This window comes from Bacillus sp. Leaf49, assembly GCF_001426125.1.
In the GTDB taxonomy this organism is placed as follows: domain Bacteria; phylum Bacillota; class Bacilli; order Bacillales; family Bacillaceae; genus Bacillus; species Bacillus altitudinis.
Map to the genome: position 1 here is coordinate 129234 of NZ_LMRK01000023.1, position 15345 is coordinate 144578.

The window sequence follows — 15345 nt, forward strand, 5'->3', positions numbered from 1 at the left end:
AAAAATAACTAAAGTATATCTTATCCTGTCTATGATGGAAAATCAATGTCTTTTTCCCCATGACAAACTTATGAATATGCTAAACATTCAATTTCATGCCTATCTATCGCTGATTTTAATAAAAATGACATCATTATGACATTTTTGTTCAAGACAGCCACTTGTTTTTTGCCATCCATGCACCGCCGATCACGCCTGCATCGTTTCCTAGTGAGGCAATCACCACTTCAACATCCTCAGCACAGGGCGGGAAGGCATGATGTTTGACGACACGCTCTACTTTACTGCGAAGAAGCTCGCCCGCTTTAGATACCCCCCCGCCAATGACGATTTTTGTTGGGTTTAAGGCACTAGCTAGATTCGCAAGGACAAGACCAAGATGGGTTGTTACTTCATCTACGACATGCATCCCAAGTTCGTCTCCGTTTTCTGCTGCCTCAAATACATCCTTTGCAGACAGCGAAGTAAGTGAGCCAAGTGATGATGTATGGCTCTTTGTTTGTAATGTATCTTTTGCGATTCGGACGATACCTGTGGCAGACGCAATGGTTTCAATACAGCCTGTTCTCCCGCAGTTACATGGTGCTCCTTGAAATGGAACGGCACAAATATGACCAATTTCTCCACCAGCACCTGTTTCGCCTTGAACCACTTCTCCATTGACAATAATACCGCCGCCAACCCCTGTGCCCAGTGTAACCATCAGGATGTTTTTGGCGCCATCACCTGCACCCTTCCACATTTCACCGAGTGCAGCAATGTTCGCATCATTTTCGATGACAGATGGAAGTCCTGTCTCTGCCTCTAAATGGTCTTTTAAGGGATAGTTTGTCCAGCCCAGATTCGTTGTTTTATAGACAATTCCGGATACTTTATCCACTGGTCCAGGTGCCCCCATACCGATCCCAATTAGGGCTGATTTCGGCATGCTGATCTCAACTAGTTTATGGTCAATTGACTTGGCAATGTCGACTGTAATTGTCTGCCCAGATTTATCCGTAGGAATCTCCCACTTATGCTGAATTTCACCATAAAGATTAATAAACGCAAGCTTAATTGTCGTACCGCCAAGATCAACTCCTACAAACCAATCCCCTGTCATATGTCCTCCACCTTCACATTGTTTTTCGATTTAATTTGGCTAGTTCCATTTGAAGGATGGTCATTGCGTTTGACCATTCAGTTCGATCGATAATGCCCGATGTATACATTTCCTTCAATTCATCTGCCATAAATTCTAATTCCACTTCACGATCTCCGAAATACACGAAATTTCCAAATCTCATGAGCAGCTGCTGTACATCATATAACGTTTTCATTATTTTCACCATTTCTCTAAATCAACAGATAGGATAAGCGTATTCATAAATACGCTTTCAGTCAAGTCATTCAACGTGTTTGAGTGTTTTCAATATATTGTTTCAACTTTAAAAATTGGTCATTTTGCGGATCTTGTTTTAATGCTTTTTCGATGAAGTCGTCTGCTTCCGCTGTCTCGCCTTTTTCTACATACAACAACGATAAGTGATACAATTTATTCGGCTCATTTGGATCTTTTTCAAGCGACTTTTGCAAATACTCAATGGCCTTGTCAAGATGTCCAAGCTGTGCTTCGGAAAGCGCATATATATGAAGTGCTTCAGCTGAGGCATCCTTTTGCTTTACATATTCCTCTAGACGCTGACTTGCTTCGCTATAGTTCTTTTCATCAAATAAACTCGCTGCCTCGCTAGTTGCCGCCGCTTCTTTTTGATCGTCTGAATGAAACCCTGTATACAATCCAAAGCCGCCAATAAGGAGAAGAAGAAAACTAGCAAGAAGCATTTTGACAGGCTGAAACTGTTTAGGAAGACGGACCGCTAAAGCGGCTAAAAATCCCCCAGCGAGCCCCCCAAGATGCCCTGCATTATCAATCCCTGATACAGTGAAACCTATCCCTAAATTGATGAGGATAATCACAATAATATTTGTCCCCATTGTACGAAAGAAGAGCTTCCGGTTAGAGATCGCTAAATATAGCAATGCGCCTAAACAGCCAAAGATCGCACCTGATGCTCCTGCTGCGATGGCTGTATTAAACACAAAGCTCGCTATGGAGCCAAAGATGCCGGAAACTAAATAAATCAGCAAAAATCTTCCTGAACCATAAATTCTCTCAACAGCCGCTCCAACGGACCAAAGAGCAAATGTATTAAAGAGTAAATGCGTCAAACCAATGTGTAAAAACATAGGTGTCACAAAACGCCACCATTCACCCTCTAAAATCAGCACATTATTTTTCGCACCGAATGCTGTTAAAGTGGCTGTATTTGTACTTCCACCAGATAATTCAAGTAAAAGAAACATCACCACTTGAACTGCGATTAACAAGTAGGTAAAAATCGGTCTGCCATTTTGAAAAACGGCCCGTTCTCGTTCACGTTGCTTTTCCTGATCTTGAAATGCCTGAAGCACGTTCATTTTAAGCTGCATCACATTTTCGGCTGTATCTGCCTTCGCCTCTTCTACATCAATCGAGAGTGATGTATTCAGCCATTTTTGCAGCTCGTGTCCATCGTTTTGAAGGGTTTCTTCATTCAGTAAAACAGGTGTCACCGTCACCTTTTGTTGTTTTTGCGGTTGACCGTTTATGTCTTCCCAATCATCTACTGGATGATCAGCTGTAAATTGTAGCTGCAGGAGATGGAGAGAACGTTTACGCATGGCTTCTCTCAACTGATTCATCCGAAAGGCCTGCTCTTCCATATCTCGAACGATCTCCTGTCTAAAATTCACATCTCTTCTATATAGACGGATGAGATCATATCCTGAGTTTCGTGGTGCTTCAAAAAAGATTTCATCTTCTGGGTACGGACTTTGAATCATCTCGTATCCTTTTTGTCTGAGTTCATCAATCACTCGCCAAAATAGACTATCTATGACATTCATTCATTCGCGCTCCATTTTTTACATTATTATAGCAAGAATTACTCTTATACGCATTTCTCAACAAAAAAATCCCGGCTTTTGCGGGATTAGAATGCTTGGCGAATAAATTTCGTCCGAAAATATGGGATTTTCATCAGCCATTTAATAAAAAAGTGACGCACTTGGTTTTGACCTAAGATCAAATTCATGACCCGATAACGATTTTGCACAAGAACGAATGCAAACAGTGTGAACACAATGCTCCAAATCATTTTATTCATCATATTCCCTCCTATGTTCGTATCGTGGCTTAAATAGGATTTGTTTATGCATGAACCGTCATTTTTATCGCTTAACATGCGATCTGTTTTCACACTCTAATCCCTTGTTCTTTTGATTGAATATAATAGAACTCTTCACACTCTGATTGATCATAAGAAACGTCAAATTGATGCAGGGCGATTAAATCTTTGAACGCTTTGATATGCTCTCTTCTTATTTTTCCGACTCCAAAAAAATCAAGGTGTGTATGCCAAAAATAAACCCATGAATCATGTTCGAGTTGTAAGTCAAAAGTATTCACTTCCTCCCACAAAATTTCGGAAGTATCTTTTCTTTCCTCGAAATTTTTTCAATATATGACTCTTACTAGCTAAAATGCCATGAGCTAATGAAACGATCTCAACACAAAAAGCCCGTTTTTGGACAATGAGCGGGCTTTCACTTTTGATATAACGTACCTTTTTCACTGACAATCATAGACACCGGTATGTCGTGCGCTTCAGCCGGAATATGCCTCATCTGCTGTAAAGACAAACAAAGGGCAATGGTTACGCCGTGGTAGTCCGCTAAGTAGCGATCATAATAGCCCCCACCAAACCCAATCCGGTAACCACGTTGATCGAAGCACACCCCAGGGACAATGATCAAATCAATGGCTTCTTTATGTACAGCTGTAGACTCAAGAGGGTCTGGCTCCAATAGCCCAAAGTAGCTGGATGTCATCTTTGTTTCAGGTGTATATTCATAAAACACCATCTCTTTTGTTTTCGGAAAACAGGTGGGAATACAAACTGTTTTTCCTTCTTCCCACGCTTTTTCAATCAGAGGCATTGTCGGTATTTCTTTTCCCCTAGACATAGTCAAAGCAATCGTTTTCGCCTGTTTCCATTCTGACAACTGCAACACGTGTTCATGAAGTAGAGAAGCGTGGCGATTGAACTCATCAGCGCTTATCTGATCAAGCATGGCTAATGTTTGAAGGCGGAGCTCCTTTTTCATACAGGTTCATCTCCCATCATAAAAAAACAGCAGGAAAATTCCCTGCTGCTTACTTTGTTTCACGATGTAAAGTTTGTTTTTTATCACGTGAGCAATACTTTTTGAATTCAACGCGATCTGGATTGTTTCGCTTATTCTTTTTAGTAATATAGTTACGCTCACCGCATTCAGTGCAAGCTAGAGTAATATTTACGCGCATGTTTTTCCCTCCAAACTAAAATCAATTCACATTCAGACCTAACTATAATACCACTTCTAGCTAAGGAATGCTAGAATGTTTTTTCACCAATTTCATTTTTCAATGCATTCCACCCGCATCCTGATCCATATTGTCTGGTCATGTGATGAAAAATCGCCTTCTCCCCTATAAAAACACGTTCTTTGTCGTACTGTATACATGAGAACCCCCTCTTTGTTCCACAGCTTTTTTTCATCTGATCCGTCTTCTTTTATTTTAACAGCGGGCAAGGTTTTCATACTTGGTTTCCCTATAAAAAGAAAAATGATGAAAAAAAGGTGATTTTTTCAGCAATTCCTTTTGAAACTAGCTTTTTTATGGTATAAAAAAGAAGGGTCGAAAACTGTCTGAAACAATCATGAGAGCCTTTTTTGGCTTTCAGCATTAAAATATGAATAAAAGGTGATGAAACATGGAAATTGCAATTATCGGATTGCTTGTTGTCAGTATTGTACTGATCGCATTCTCATATTTTCAAAGAGAGCCGATTAAAGAAGTCGAACAGGAACTTGAAACACTTCAACTATCTGCAATGCAAGAAATCTATAAACTGAAAAAGAAAATGAAGGTTCTTGAAGAAGAATTGCTTGAAACAAACATCGTTGTCCGCAAGCATTCAGAAATTGATCCATCTATTGCAAGACAAATCATTTCAAAGCATCAAAATGGCATGTCTCCTGAGGCGATTGCGCGCGCTGAGCATGTATCTGTAGAAGATGTGAACATGATCATTAAAGACAACGAGAGGGTGCTTGTATGACGAAAAAAAGCATCCAAACGTTTGCAGCAGGTATGATTCTTGCAACTGGTGTTCTGGCGATCGTCTTTTTCCTTACTGGAAAAGATGAAGCGGCAGCTGATTCTACAACAAAAGAAACCCTCGCAGCGAAAGTGACAGACACTGACGTGAAAAATTACTTAGACTCTAAAAAAGAAGTCTCCGTCAGCCGTGAAACATATCAACAACTTCTTGATTATAAAGAAAAAGCGCTGAAAGCAAATGAAGACGGCGATTCTCAGAACGATAAACAAACAACGGACAAGCCAAAAGGCAAAACGGTTAAATTCGTGATTAAAAACGGTATGAGCACAAGTGATGTTTCAGACATGCTTGAAAAGGACGGAATCATCAACTCGTCTAAAGATTTTAATGATTACGTGATAGACGCAGGCTACCATAAAGAAATTCGTGCCGGCAAATTCAATTTAAAAACAGGTATGACATTTAAACAAATTGTCAAAGCCTTAACAAAATAACATCAAAAACCCCCCTGGCGGCATTGACCTCCAGGGGGGTTTTTGATTATCCAAATCGTCCTGATATATAATCATTTGTTCTTTGATCATTTGGCTCTGAGAACATCACATTCGTATCATTGACCTCAACAAGCTCGCCCATCAAGAAGAACGCTGTTCGGTCTGATACCCTTGCCGCTTGCTGCATATTATGCGTCACAATGGCAATCGTATATTTCTCTTTCAGTTTCATGATTAATTCTTCAATCTTTAATGTTGAAACAGGATCAAGCGCAGATGTTGGTTCATCCATTAATAGAATATCCGGGCTTGTGGCAATGGCTCTTGCGATACAAAGACGCTGCTGCTGACCGCCGGAAAGACCTAATGCAGGCGCACTTAATCGATCTTTCACTTCATCCCAAAGGGCAACATCACGAAGCGCTTTTTCAGCGATTTCTTTCAATTGCTGCTTGCTCTTCACCCCGTGAATTCTTGGCCCGTAGACGACATTATCAAAGATAGATTGAGGGAATGGGTTTCCTTTTTGAAAGACCATCCCGACGTTTTTACGCAGTTCCACTAGATCGACACGGCCTTTTAAAATATTGTCACCGTTATACATCATATCCCCGGTGATTTTCACACCTGGCACTGTTTTGACCATGAGATTTAAGGTCTTTATAAATGTTGACTTTCCGCAGCCGGACGGACCGATAATCGCTGTGACCTCATGCTCTTTAATGTCTAAATCAATATGCTTCAGTGCGTGATGCTGTCCGTACCAAAGGTTCATATCATTCACACGAAACACTTCTTTTTTGGCTGTTTCAGTTGCTACTGCATTCATCAAAATCCACCCGCCTTATCCGAATCGACCATTAATATAGTCTTCTGTTTTTTGCTGCGCAGGACGTGTAAAGATACGTTCAGTCGCATCGTATTCCACTAGATCACCGTTCAGGAAAAAGGCTGTATGATCAGATACACGTAACGCTTGCTGCATATTGTGTGTGACAATGACAATCGAATAATCATGTTTTAATTCCGATAATAGTTCTTCAATTTTTGCATTTGAGATCGGATCTAAGGCAGAAGCCGGTTCATCTAATAAAAGCACGCTAGGTTTCATCGCAAGGGTACGTGCAATACAGAGGCGCTGCTGCTGGCCGCCTGATAATGATAAGGCAGAGCGGTGCAAGCGATCTTTGACCTCATCCCATAGCGCTGCCTTTGTTAAGCTTTCTTCTACCGCATCATCAAGCACTGATTTCCTTTTTTCACCCGCATATTTTAGCGCATGCGTAATGTTGTTGTAGATGGATTTAGGAAATGGATTTGGCTTTTGGAAGACCATCCCGATTTCTCTTCTTAAATTCACCACATTAATACGGTCATCCAAAATATTTAACCCTTCGTACATGATCGCCCCTTCACTTCGTGCACCTGGAATTAGGTCGTTCATGCGGTTAATGCTGCGTAAAAAAGTCGATTTTCCGCACCCTGATGGGCCGATTAATGCCGTAATTGCATTTTTTTCAATTTCAAATGAAATTTGATTGACTGCTTTTTTTTCACCATAATAAATACTTAAATCCTGCACCTGTAGAATCTGTTCCGCTTGAAGTGGAGCCTTTTTTGCTGCAATCTCTTTTTTTTCTGCTAGCATTTGAACCATATCCCCTTCACACCTCTCACTATTTATTTTGACGTAAGCTTCTTATGAATAAATGAACCAAGCCATCTAGCTGCTAAGTTGAATACTAATACAGAGAGCACAAGTACGGCTGATGCACCATTTGCAATGGCCTCTGCATCTGGAATAATCCCCTGTGTATTGACGTTCCATATATGAACGGCTAATGTTTCTGCCGGTCTAAAAATATTGAGTGGTGACGTATCGGAGAAAGGACTCCAGTTTGTAAAATCAAGACGCGGTGTTGAAAGACCTGCTGTGAAAAGAAGAGCAGCCGCCTCACCGAAAACTCTTCCCGATGCTAAAATTGCTCCAGTTATAATGGATGGAATCGCACCTGGGATAAGAACCGTCTTCACTGTATGCCACTTTGTCACACCGAGCGCAAGCGATGCTTCCTTTTGATCCTTCGGTACAGATCGAAGTGCATCTTCTGTCACCCTGACCATCACTGGCAGATTAAAGACAGTCAGCGCAAGGGCTCCTCCGATGATCGTATAGCCCCATCCTGTTAAATTAACAAACATCAGCAAACCAAACATACCGATGACGATCGATGGCAGAGAAGATAACACTTCAATACATGTACGAATAAAATCGGTTACTTTGTTTTGAGGTGCATATTCTGCCATGTACACCCCGCCGCCCACGCCAAGAGGCACGGTAAACAGCATCGTAATAAATAAAATGTAAAACGAGTTAAACAGCTGATCCCTAATACCGCCGCCAGAGCCAATCGCACTTGAGCGGGTAGTCAAAAAGTCAAAATTTAATTCTTTGGCACCGTTGAAGATGATATAAGAAAATAAGCCAACAAGTATCGCCGTAATAATGGCGGCACATAATCCAAAAACAATTGTGGCAAAACGATCGGTCATTTTGCTATTCATTAAATCTTCCTCCTAGATGACAAGTATCTGATAATGAGTATGAACATAAATGATACAACTAGAAGGACAAGTCCCATTGACCAAAGTGTATTGTTTTCAACACTTCCATACGTTGTATGTCCCATGTTTAACGTAATAATGGTTGTTAATGTACCAGCTGTGTCCATAATACTTTCTGGTAGATTACGCGTGTTTCCAATGACCATCTGAACGGCAAGGGCTTCTCCAAATGCTCTTGCCATTCCAAGCACGACTGCTGTCATTAATGTCGGAAGCGCTGCAGGTACAAGAACACGTCTGATCGTTTGCCATCTTGTTGCGCCTAATGCATACGATCCCTCACGTAAACTTTTTGGAAGTGAAGCCATTGCGTCAGTTGCAATGGATGTAACAGTCGGCAAAATCATAATAGAAAGGACAATCGTTCCTGCTAAAACACTGTGCCCTGAACCGCTTGACTTAAAATGTCCAATAAACGGCACCAATACTGTAAGACCTATGAATCCGTAAACAACGGATGGAATCCCTACAAGCAGTTCAATCACTGGCTGGAGAATTTTCCGTCCCCATGCAGGTGCAATTTCTGTCATAAAGATCGCTCCTGCGATGCCTAGCGGTGCTGCTATGAGTGCTGATAGAAGCGTGACAGCGATTGATCCAAAGATAAATGGAAATGCGCCGTATTGCGGATTTTCTGCTGTAGGGTTCCAATTGATACTGGTTAAGAACTCAATTGGGCTTACACCATTTACGATGAAAGATTGTAAACCCTTAATGCCAAGGAAGATTGTGATGGCAATTGATACAGCAATCATTAAGAATGCGCAAAATTTCACCAAAATACTTCCTCTTACTTCATCCATTTGCCTATTTTTTTTCGAGCTGATCAGTCGATCGCTCGCTTCTGTATGTTCTATCTGTTTCATCTTTTTCTACACTCCTATGAATGTCATAAAAGGAAAAGTGAAAAGCTCCACTTTTCCTTCATCATCAATTCAAGACCTTTTACTTATCTGTTTGTTTGCCTGTTGCGTCTCTTTCTACTTTCATATTAGAGACTGAGATGTAGCCTTGGTCTTTAACGATTTCTTTTTGTACTTCGTCACTCATCAAGTAATCTAAAAATTGTTTTGCTAAACCTTCTGGCTCACCTTTTGTATAAGAGTGCTCGTATGCCCAAATTGTATATTTACCGCTTTCTACATTGCTTTCTTCTGGTTTCACACCATCAATGCTAAGCGGTGTAATTTTGTCATCTGTTAAATAAGAGAATGCTAGGTACCCAATCGCACCTGGTGTTTCTGCAATCAACTTTTTCACTGTATTTGAAGAATCCTCTGTGATTCCTTCTGCAGGAGTCGCGCCGTCAAGTGCATATTTCACAAATGTTGCACGAGTTCCTGATGAGTCTGGTCTGTTCACAAGTGTGATTTTTTGGTCTTTCCCGCCAAGCTCTTTCCAGTTTTTGATTTTACCAGTGAAGATTTTTTTCAATTCGTCCTTTGTGATGTCTTTGACACCAACTTCAGGGTTAACAGCTGCAGCCATTCCAACAACTGCTACTTTGTGGTCTTTTAAAGCTTTTGCGTCGATTCCGTCTTTCTCTTCTGCGAATACATCTGAGTTACCAATTTGTACAGATCCTTCTGATACTTGAGAAAGTCCTGTTCCTGAACCGCCGGCTTGTACTTGAATATCGGCTTTTGGATGTTTATCCATGAATTTTTCTGCTGCCGCAAGAACTAAAGGCTGCATCGCAGATGATCCTGAGATGGTAATGGAACCTGATGCCTCATCTTTGTTTGAAGCATTTCCTTTACTGTCTTTTGAATCTCCGCTTGAGCTGCTGTTTCCGCATGCTGTGACGAATGCTAACAATGCGATAGTAAGGAAAGTAAGCAGCCATAATTTGTTCTTTTTCATTTCAAGAATACCCCCTGAATAATTTGTCCTACGAGTAATACATTAAAGGTTCTTTATTAATTTCGTTTAAATGGAATGTTAAGGTTTTGTAAATGTCGAAGATTTGTAGAGAAATTGCGGGGTTTTTTATGATTTTTGTCAATTTATATCGAAAAGTTTGAAGAAAATATAAAAAAACGCCCACAAAAAGTGAGCGTTTTTACCTAGAATAGGTCTAGTTATTTGTTTCTGCTTCATTTTCAATTTTGTTTTTGTTCTTCGCTTGTGTATCATTGCTTTCCTGTTTCGATTTCAGTTCAAAGTACTTGTCTAATACTTGTTCACCAATATCATTTGTAATCGGATAGCGCTGGTTGTAATCTTGATACACCCAAGGCACGACAACTGAAATCGCTACTTCTGGATTATCAGCAGGCGCATACGCAACAAGTGTTGTGTTATACGTTGGTGTGCCGCGTTTACTTTTAATCGGGCCGTCATAGAATGATTGAGCGGTCCCTGTTTTGCCAGCTGGATTGTATTTTTTGTTGCCAAAGTTCGAATATGCTGTCCCTCTTGGGTTCTGCATCACAAGCTTGAATCCTTGCTGTACGCGTTTGATCTCATCACTTGTCATATCGAGCTTATTCAGTACATCCGGCTTGACGGACTCCGTTACAGCCCCAATGCCTCTTTGCGGATCTGGCTCTCTCACTTCTTTTACGAGCTGAGGACGTAAACGATAGCCGCCATTGGCAATCGTTGAGACGTATTGCGCCATTTGTAGCGGTGTAAACGTGTCATATTGTCCAATCGCATAGTCAAGTAAAAGACCGGATTGTGTAGACGTTCCACGATAGCCAGTTGCTTCGTTTGGCAGGTCAATACCTGTCTCAACTCCAAGACCAAATTTACTAAAATTGTAACGGAACGTATCAAACGCCTTTGTATCAATTGGGAGCGGCTGATTCTTACGATATTCCCCTTTCCCAATTGCAATCGCTGTTTTAAACATATACACGTTTGATGAACGTTCTAGTGCGGTTAAATCATTAATGAGTCCCATATTTTGATAGGATTTTTTCGGCGGTGACTGAGCGATATAGAGCGGTTCATCGTATTGGGTGCTTCCAATGTGAAGGACGCCTGTTTTATAACCTGTCAGCACAGTTGCCCCTTTTACTGCTGATCCCATCGCATATGATGATGTCATCGTTCCTAGTGCATAGTCATCAAATTTGTATGTCCCATTCTTATTGGTAATCTGTTTACCCGCAATCGAGAGCACTTCCCCATTTCTCGGGTCCATCATGACAACAAACGCACGATCAAGAAGTTCTGTGCCGCCTCTTTGCTTCGCACTTTTCAAGTTCTTTTCGATGATTTTTTCCACCGCTTTTTGCAGCTGAATATCAATCGTCAGCACAAGGTCTTTCCCGCTCTTTCCTTCTGTTAACACTTTAGAGCTTGTGACATTGCCTTCTTTATCCGTTGTACTTTGTTCTTTTTCTTTTTGACCTTGTAGCACATCTTCATATTGATATTCAAGATAGCTTTTTCCTACACGATCATTTCGGCTGTAGCCGAGTGATAGATAATGTTCAAGCAGAGACGACGGAAGACCTTCATCACTTGAAGACACACTGCCGAGCATACTGCGGAGCAGTCCTTTATAAGGATAGCTGCGCGACCAGTCTGTTGTGACATCTACACCTGGTAGCTCGTCCAAATGCTCAGAGACGTAAGCAATTTCACTTGGTTTAACGTCTTCATTTTTTATGAATTGAGGCGTAAGTGCATAGCCTGCATCCATTTGTCTTTTAATCGCAAGCACTTGCAAATCTTTTTTCGTCAGTTGATTTAATTCCTTGTCTGTGATGCGTTTCAGCTGGAGCTCGTATAGTTTATCATCAGAGACCTTATCGTCACCCTTTAAATCGGCTTCTTTTTGAACAAGCTTTTTCGCTTCATTCGGATGGGTTAAGATCCAGAAATCTTTTTTATCACGATCTGTGATTTTCTTCGTACTTACGTGAATCATATCCGCTAATTTTGTTGCCACTTTGAGCCGCTCTTCTTGTGAAGTCGTCGAGGTTCTCGTATATGTAATGGCATTTAGCGCTTTATTGCTGACAATCGTGTTATAGTTTCGATCATAAATTTTTCCGCGCGGAGCAGATGAACTGACATTCACGTCTTCTTGTTTTTCTGCCTGCTTTTTATAATCTTCTCCATTCACAATCTGCACAAAACCGAGTCTGACCACAACACCGGTAAAAATAATGAACGCAGCTAAAAATAATAAATTCAGCCGGATCGGAAGTGTTTTGCGCCCTTCCTTCGCGTCTTTTTTGTTTTTCTTGTTTCTCATCACATCACCTTTTCTATCAAGAAAGAAATGGCACCCCTTTTTGTGTATAAAAGGTGCCATCATCATTTTAGCGGTTTTTCTATCATTTATCTAGAAATTTGATGTTCCATTGGTAAGAAATTTTACCTTTCTCCCTTCATAAGGTTCGTTTGAGAAACAGGCTTTTGACCGTCAGCCTCTTCTATATCAGCTGTTTTTTCTTTTAAATGAATGTCCTTTACAAAATAATAAATAAGGGTGTGTCCCGCTCCGAGTACGACAAGTGAAGCAGGAATCCCAAGCCGATCGCCCAGTAAGGTGACAGATAAAAGAAAAAAGACAATCGAACAAATACGCCCTGCATTTAAAAATAGTTCTCTGACGACAATATATTCAATTCGGGCTTTTCTTGCATATCTGGCATGACCGATGACATCGTAAGTTAAAGAGACATACGGAACTAGCAGAAGCGGGTAGCCGATCGCAATGGCTACTGCGTACATAAGCAGTGATACATAGGACAAGTGAAAGACGATTAAAAATAAAGCGCCGTATAAAATAAGCCCGCCAAACATAATCGCTTTTTTGCGCCATTTTTTCTTAATCAAACGAGTAGCAAAAAAATAGGCAAAAAAGGCAACACCTGAATTGACTAGACCAAATGTGCCTAAAGCAAGCTCACTGTTTGTTGCAATAAACACAAAGACACTGATTAAAAAGACAAACACGCCTTCACGGAGCCCCTGAAAAAAGTGAGCAGTTGTGATCTTACGCCAATTCTCGTCCGCATGGCGCTCTTTCCAAATTTGCTTAATGATAAATTTTCCTTTTGATTGTCTCCTCTTGAGGAAAAAACTCATCACAACCGCTAGTGAAAACAAAAAAAGCGATAAAGTGAAAATCACTGTATAGCCTGTATCATCCGTTAATTGAGAAATCACAATTCCTGCAATGAGCGGCCCGATCATACCGGCTGTAGAGGTAAGCACTCCTAAAAATCCATTAAAGAAATCCCTTGTTTCAGGTTCAGTAATCTCAAAAGTGAGCACGTTAAAGGCAAGCCAGTAAAAACCATAGCCGATTCCAAGCACACTGCCTAATAACACGAGCCGAGCTGCCGCTTGCTCTCCTGCCATGAGAACAATTAAGTAAAAAGCGGCTAAGAAGATGACACCGAAACGAAGGACAAATGCACGATCTATTTTTTTAGCGAGCCGTCCAGCAAATAAAAAGGTAATGGGCTGAAGGACAACAATTGCCAAGTTATAAATCGCAAGGTCTGTAAATCGCCCAGACTGTTTCCATAAATACACGTTCACAAACGTATTCGAAAGCGCAATCGCAAGTGCGTATAATCCGCCAATCGTGAGGAGGAGCAATAAATCTCTTGTGACATCCATGTCCCCGAACATTTTCTTTAATCTGCTCATATCATTCATTCTCCTTTTCTACACAATAGTCTGTCTCATCAAAAGGCAGATATGTAAAAAAAGGAGGGAAAATATAAAAAGACCCGCTCTCAGAGAGAAGCAGGTCTTTTCAAATCAAATCATTTATTTAGCTTCGCTGTAAAGGCGAGCCACTTCATCCCAGTTCACAACATTCCAGAATGCTGAAATGTAATCAGGACGACGGTTTTGGTAGTTTAGGTAGTAAGCATGCTCCCAAACGTCTAGTCCTAGGATTGGTGTTTTTCCTTCAGTTAAAGGAGAATCTTGGTTTGGTGTGCTTGTGATTTCAAGTTTGCCATTGTTCACAACAAGCCATGCCCAACCAGAACCAAAGCGTCCTGCAGCTGCTGCAGCGAAATCAGATTTGAATTTTTCAAATCCGCCTAATTCTTTTTCGATCGCATCTGCAAGTTCACCAGTTGGTGCGCCGCCACCGTTTGGTGAAAGAAGCGTCCAGAATAATGAGTGGTTCGCATGTCCTCCGCCATTGTTACGTACAGCTGTACGAATGTTTTCAGGCACAGAGTTCAAGTTAGCCACTAGCTCTTCAATTGATTGATCTTCAAGAGCTGATACACCTTCGATTGCTTTGTTTAAGTTTGTTACATAAGTGTTGTGGTGTTTTGTGTGGTGAATCGTCATTGTTTCCTTGTCGATATGTGGTTCTAATGCATCGTAAGCATATGGTAATTCTGGAAGTTTAAAAGCCATGGTTAAATTCCTCCTTAGAAATGTATGTACTGAAATGCTTCCTTAGTAAGCAAGCAATTCACCCTAATCAAAGAGTATCAAAAGAAACGGCTTGTTTCAACGTTATTGCTCATGATCTGAAACATTTCAGTGTTTATTTTGTATTTAACCCTTCAGAAAGAGTTTTAAACACCGATTTTCCATTTAGCGAAGCACATAAAACAAAAAGATTCCCAGCATCAGTGCTTGAATCAACCCTTTTGCAAATACGCCTGACACAAAACCAATTAATGAGCCAAGCCCAACTTTCACACTTGTCTTCAGATCTTTTTGATGAACGAGCAGCTCTGCGATGACACTGCCGATAAATGGACCAATGATAATTCCAGCAATCGGAATCACAAAAGGACCGGCTAAAAGCCCAATGGTACTTCCCCAAATGGCCGCCCGGCTGCCGCCAAAGCGTTTCACCCCAATCAGATTGGAGACATAATCCGCAGCAAATAACACAGCTGTAAACATGGCTTGAATGAGCCAAAAGGTGAGCGTCAATTTCTCAAAGCTAAAAAAGAGCCCATATAAAATAAACCCAAGAACCATGAAAACCACACTAGGAATGATTGGATAGACAAGTCCCACAAACGCAATGATAAATGCACAGCCGATCAAAATCCAATACAGCACGTCCAATCCGCTGCCGCCTC

At 41.0% G+C, this 15345-nt stretch carries 17 protein-coding genes and 1 pseudogene; 2 read left to right on the top strand and 16 right to left on the bottom strand.

Features of this window, described 5'->3' with window-relative positions:
- Nucleotides 1–148: 148 nt before the first annotated feature.
- From ASG46_RS16735 to rpmG, 7 genes and pseudogenes are all read right to left on the bottom strand, one after another.
- On the bottom strand, nucleotides 149–1102 hold the full coding sequence (locus ASG46_RS16735; RefSeq protein ID WP_008342319.1) for an ROK family glucokinase: 954 nt from the start codon (nucleotides 1100–1102) through the stop codon (nucleotides 149–151).
- Nucleotides 1103–1115: 13 nt separating this feature from the next.
- Nucleotides 1116–1319 (bottom strand): YqgQ family protein, encoded by a 204-nt coding sequence (locus ASG46_RS16740; RefSeq protein ID WP_056705263.1) that lies wholly within the window; start codon nucleotides 1317–1319, stop codon nucleotides 1116–1118.
- 70 nt (nucleotides 1320–1389) lie between these two features.
- Nucleotides 1390–2928 carry a rhomboid family protein gene (locus ASG46_RS16745; RefSeq protein WP_056705265.1) on the bottom strand — a complete coding sequence of 513 codons (1539 nt, stop codon included), beginning with the start codon at nucleotides 2926–2928 and terminating at the stop codon, nucleotides 1390–1392.
- Between the two features lie 86 nt (nucleotides 2929–3014).
- Nucleotides 3015–3188 carry a hypothetical protein gene (locus tag ASG46_RS21040; RefSeq protein ID WP_017357994.1) on the bottom strand — a complete coding sequence of 58 codons (174 nt, stop codon included), beginning with the start codon at nucleotides 3186–3188 and terminating at the stop codon, nucleotides 3015–3017.
- A gap of 89 nt (nucleotides 3189–3277) precedes the next feature.
- A pseudogene (locus ASG46_RS16750) lies at nucleotides 3278–3542 on the bottom strand (hypothetical protein).
- A gap of 85 nt (nucleotides 3543–3627) precedes the next feature.
- Nucleotides 3628–4188 carry a 5-formyltetrahydrofolate cyclo-ligase gene (locus ASG46_RS16755; protein WP_056705267.1) on the bottom strand — a complete coding sequence of 187 codons (561 nt, stop codon included), beginning with the start codon at nucleotides 4186–4188 and terminating at the stop codon, nucleotides 3628–3630.
- Between the two features lie 49 nt (nucleotides 4189–4237).
- Nucleotides 4238–4387: a 50S ribosomal protein L33 gene (gene rpmG, locus ASG46_RS16760; RefSeq protein WP_008360061.1), complete on the bottom strand. Its 150-nt coding sequence runs from the start codon at nucleotides 4385–4387 to the stop codon at nucleotides 4238–4240.
- Between the two features lie 451 nt (nucleotides 4388–4838).
- On the opposite strand from rpmG, the gene ASG46_RS16770 reads away from it, so the two are divergent.
- Complete coding sequence (locus tag ASG46_RS16770) at nucleotides 4839–5186, top strand: hypothetical protein (protein ID WP_003217285.1); 348 nt, start codon at nucleotides 4839–4841, stop codon at nucleotides 5184–5186.
- Nucleotides 5183–5683 (top strand): endolytic transglycosylase MltG, encoded by a 501-nt coding sequence (locus ASG46_RS16775; protein ID WP_008342335.1) that lies wholly within the window; start codon nucleotides 5183–5185, stop codon nucleotides 5681–5683. The genes ASG46_RS16770 and ASG46_RS16775 overlap by 4 nt, the downstream gene beginning before the upstream one ends.
- A 46-nt stretch (nucleotides 5684–5729) precedes the next feature.
- Here the strand turns inward: ASG46_RS16775 and pstB (ASG46_RS16780) are convergent, their stop codons facing one another.
- The 9 genes from pstB (ASG46_RS16780) to ASG46_RS16820 form a co-directional block, all read right to left on the bottom strand.
- A complete protein-coding gene (gene pstB, locus ASG46_RS16780; RefSeq protein ID WP_017367606.1) occupies nucleotides 5730–6512 on the bottom strand; it encodes a phosphate ABC transporter ATP-binding protein PstB in 783 nt (260 codons plus the stop codon).
- Nucleotides 6513–6527: 15 nt separating this feature from the next.
- A complete protein-coding gene (gene pstB, locus ASG46_RS16785) occupies nucleotides 6528–7340 on the bottom strand; it encodes a phosphate ABC transporter ATP-binding protein PstB (protein ID WP_056705269.1) in 813 nt (270 codons plus the stop codon).
- 23 nt (nucleotides 7341–7363) lie between these two features.
- Nucleotides 7364–8248, bottom strand: a complete 885-nt coding sequence (gene pstA / locus ASG46_RS16790; protein WP_007501259.1) for a phosphate ABC transporter permease PstA — start codon at nucleotides 8246–8248, stop codon at nucleotides 7364–7366.
- Entirely contained in the window at nucleotides 8248–9174 is a 927-nt protein-coding gene (pstC, locus tag ASG46_RS16795) for a phosphate ABC transporter permease subunit PstC (protein WP_017357999.1), read from the bottom strand. Before pstC ends, pstA begins: the two co-directional genes overlap by 1 nt.
- A gap of 79 nt (nucleotides 9175–9253) precedes the next feature.
- Complete coding sequence (locus tag ASG46_RS16800; RefSeq protein ID WP_017367609.1) at nucleotides 9254–10171, bottom strand: phosphate ABC transporter substrate-binding protein; 918 nt, start codon at nucleotides 10169–10171, stop codon at nucleotides 9254–9256.
- Between the two features lie 214 nt (nucleotides 10172–10385).
- Complete coding sequence (locus tag ASG46_RS16805; RefSeq protein WP_017358000.1) at nucleotides 10386–12521, bottom strand: peptidoglycan D,D-transpeptidase FtsI family protein; 2136 nt, start codon at nucleotides 12519–12521, stop codon at nucleotides 10386–10388.
- 122 nt (nucleotides 12522–12643) lie between these two features.
- Nucleotides 12644–13930, bottom strand: coding sequence for an MFS transporter (locus tag ASG46_RS16810; RefSeq protein WP_008342348.1), 1287 nt, complete (start codon nucleotides 13928–13930; stop codon nucleotides 12644–12646).
- Between the two features lie 123 nt (nucleotides 13931–14053).
- Nucleotides 14054–14662, bottom strand: a complete 609-nt coding sequence (gene sodA, locus ASG46_RS16815; RefSeq protein ID WP_007501264.1) for a superoxide dismutase SodA — start codon at nucleotides 14660–14662, stop codon at nucleotides 14054–14056.
- A gap of 183 nt (nucleotides 14663–14845) precedes the next feature.
- Nucleotides 14846–15331, bottom strand: a complete 486-nt coding sequence (locus ASG46_RS16820; RefSeq protein WP_007501265.1) for a DUF456 domain-containing protein — start codon at nucleotides 15329–15331, stop codon at nucleotides 14846–14848.
- Nucleotides 15332–15345: the final 14 nt, after the last annotated feature.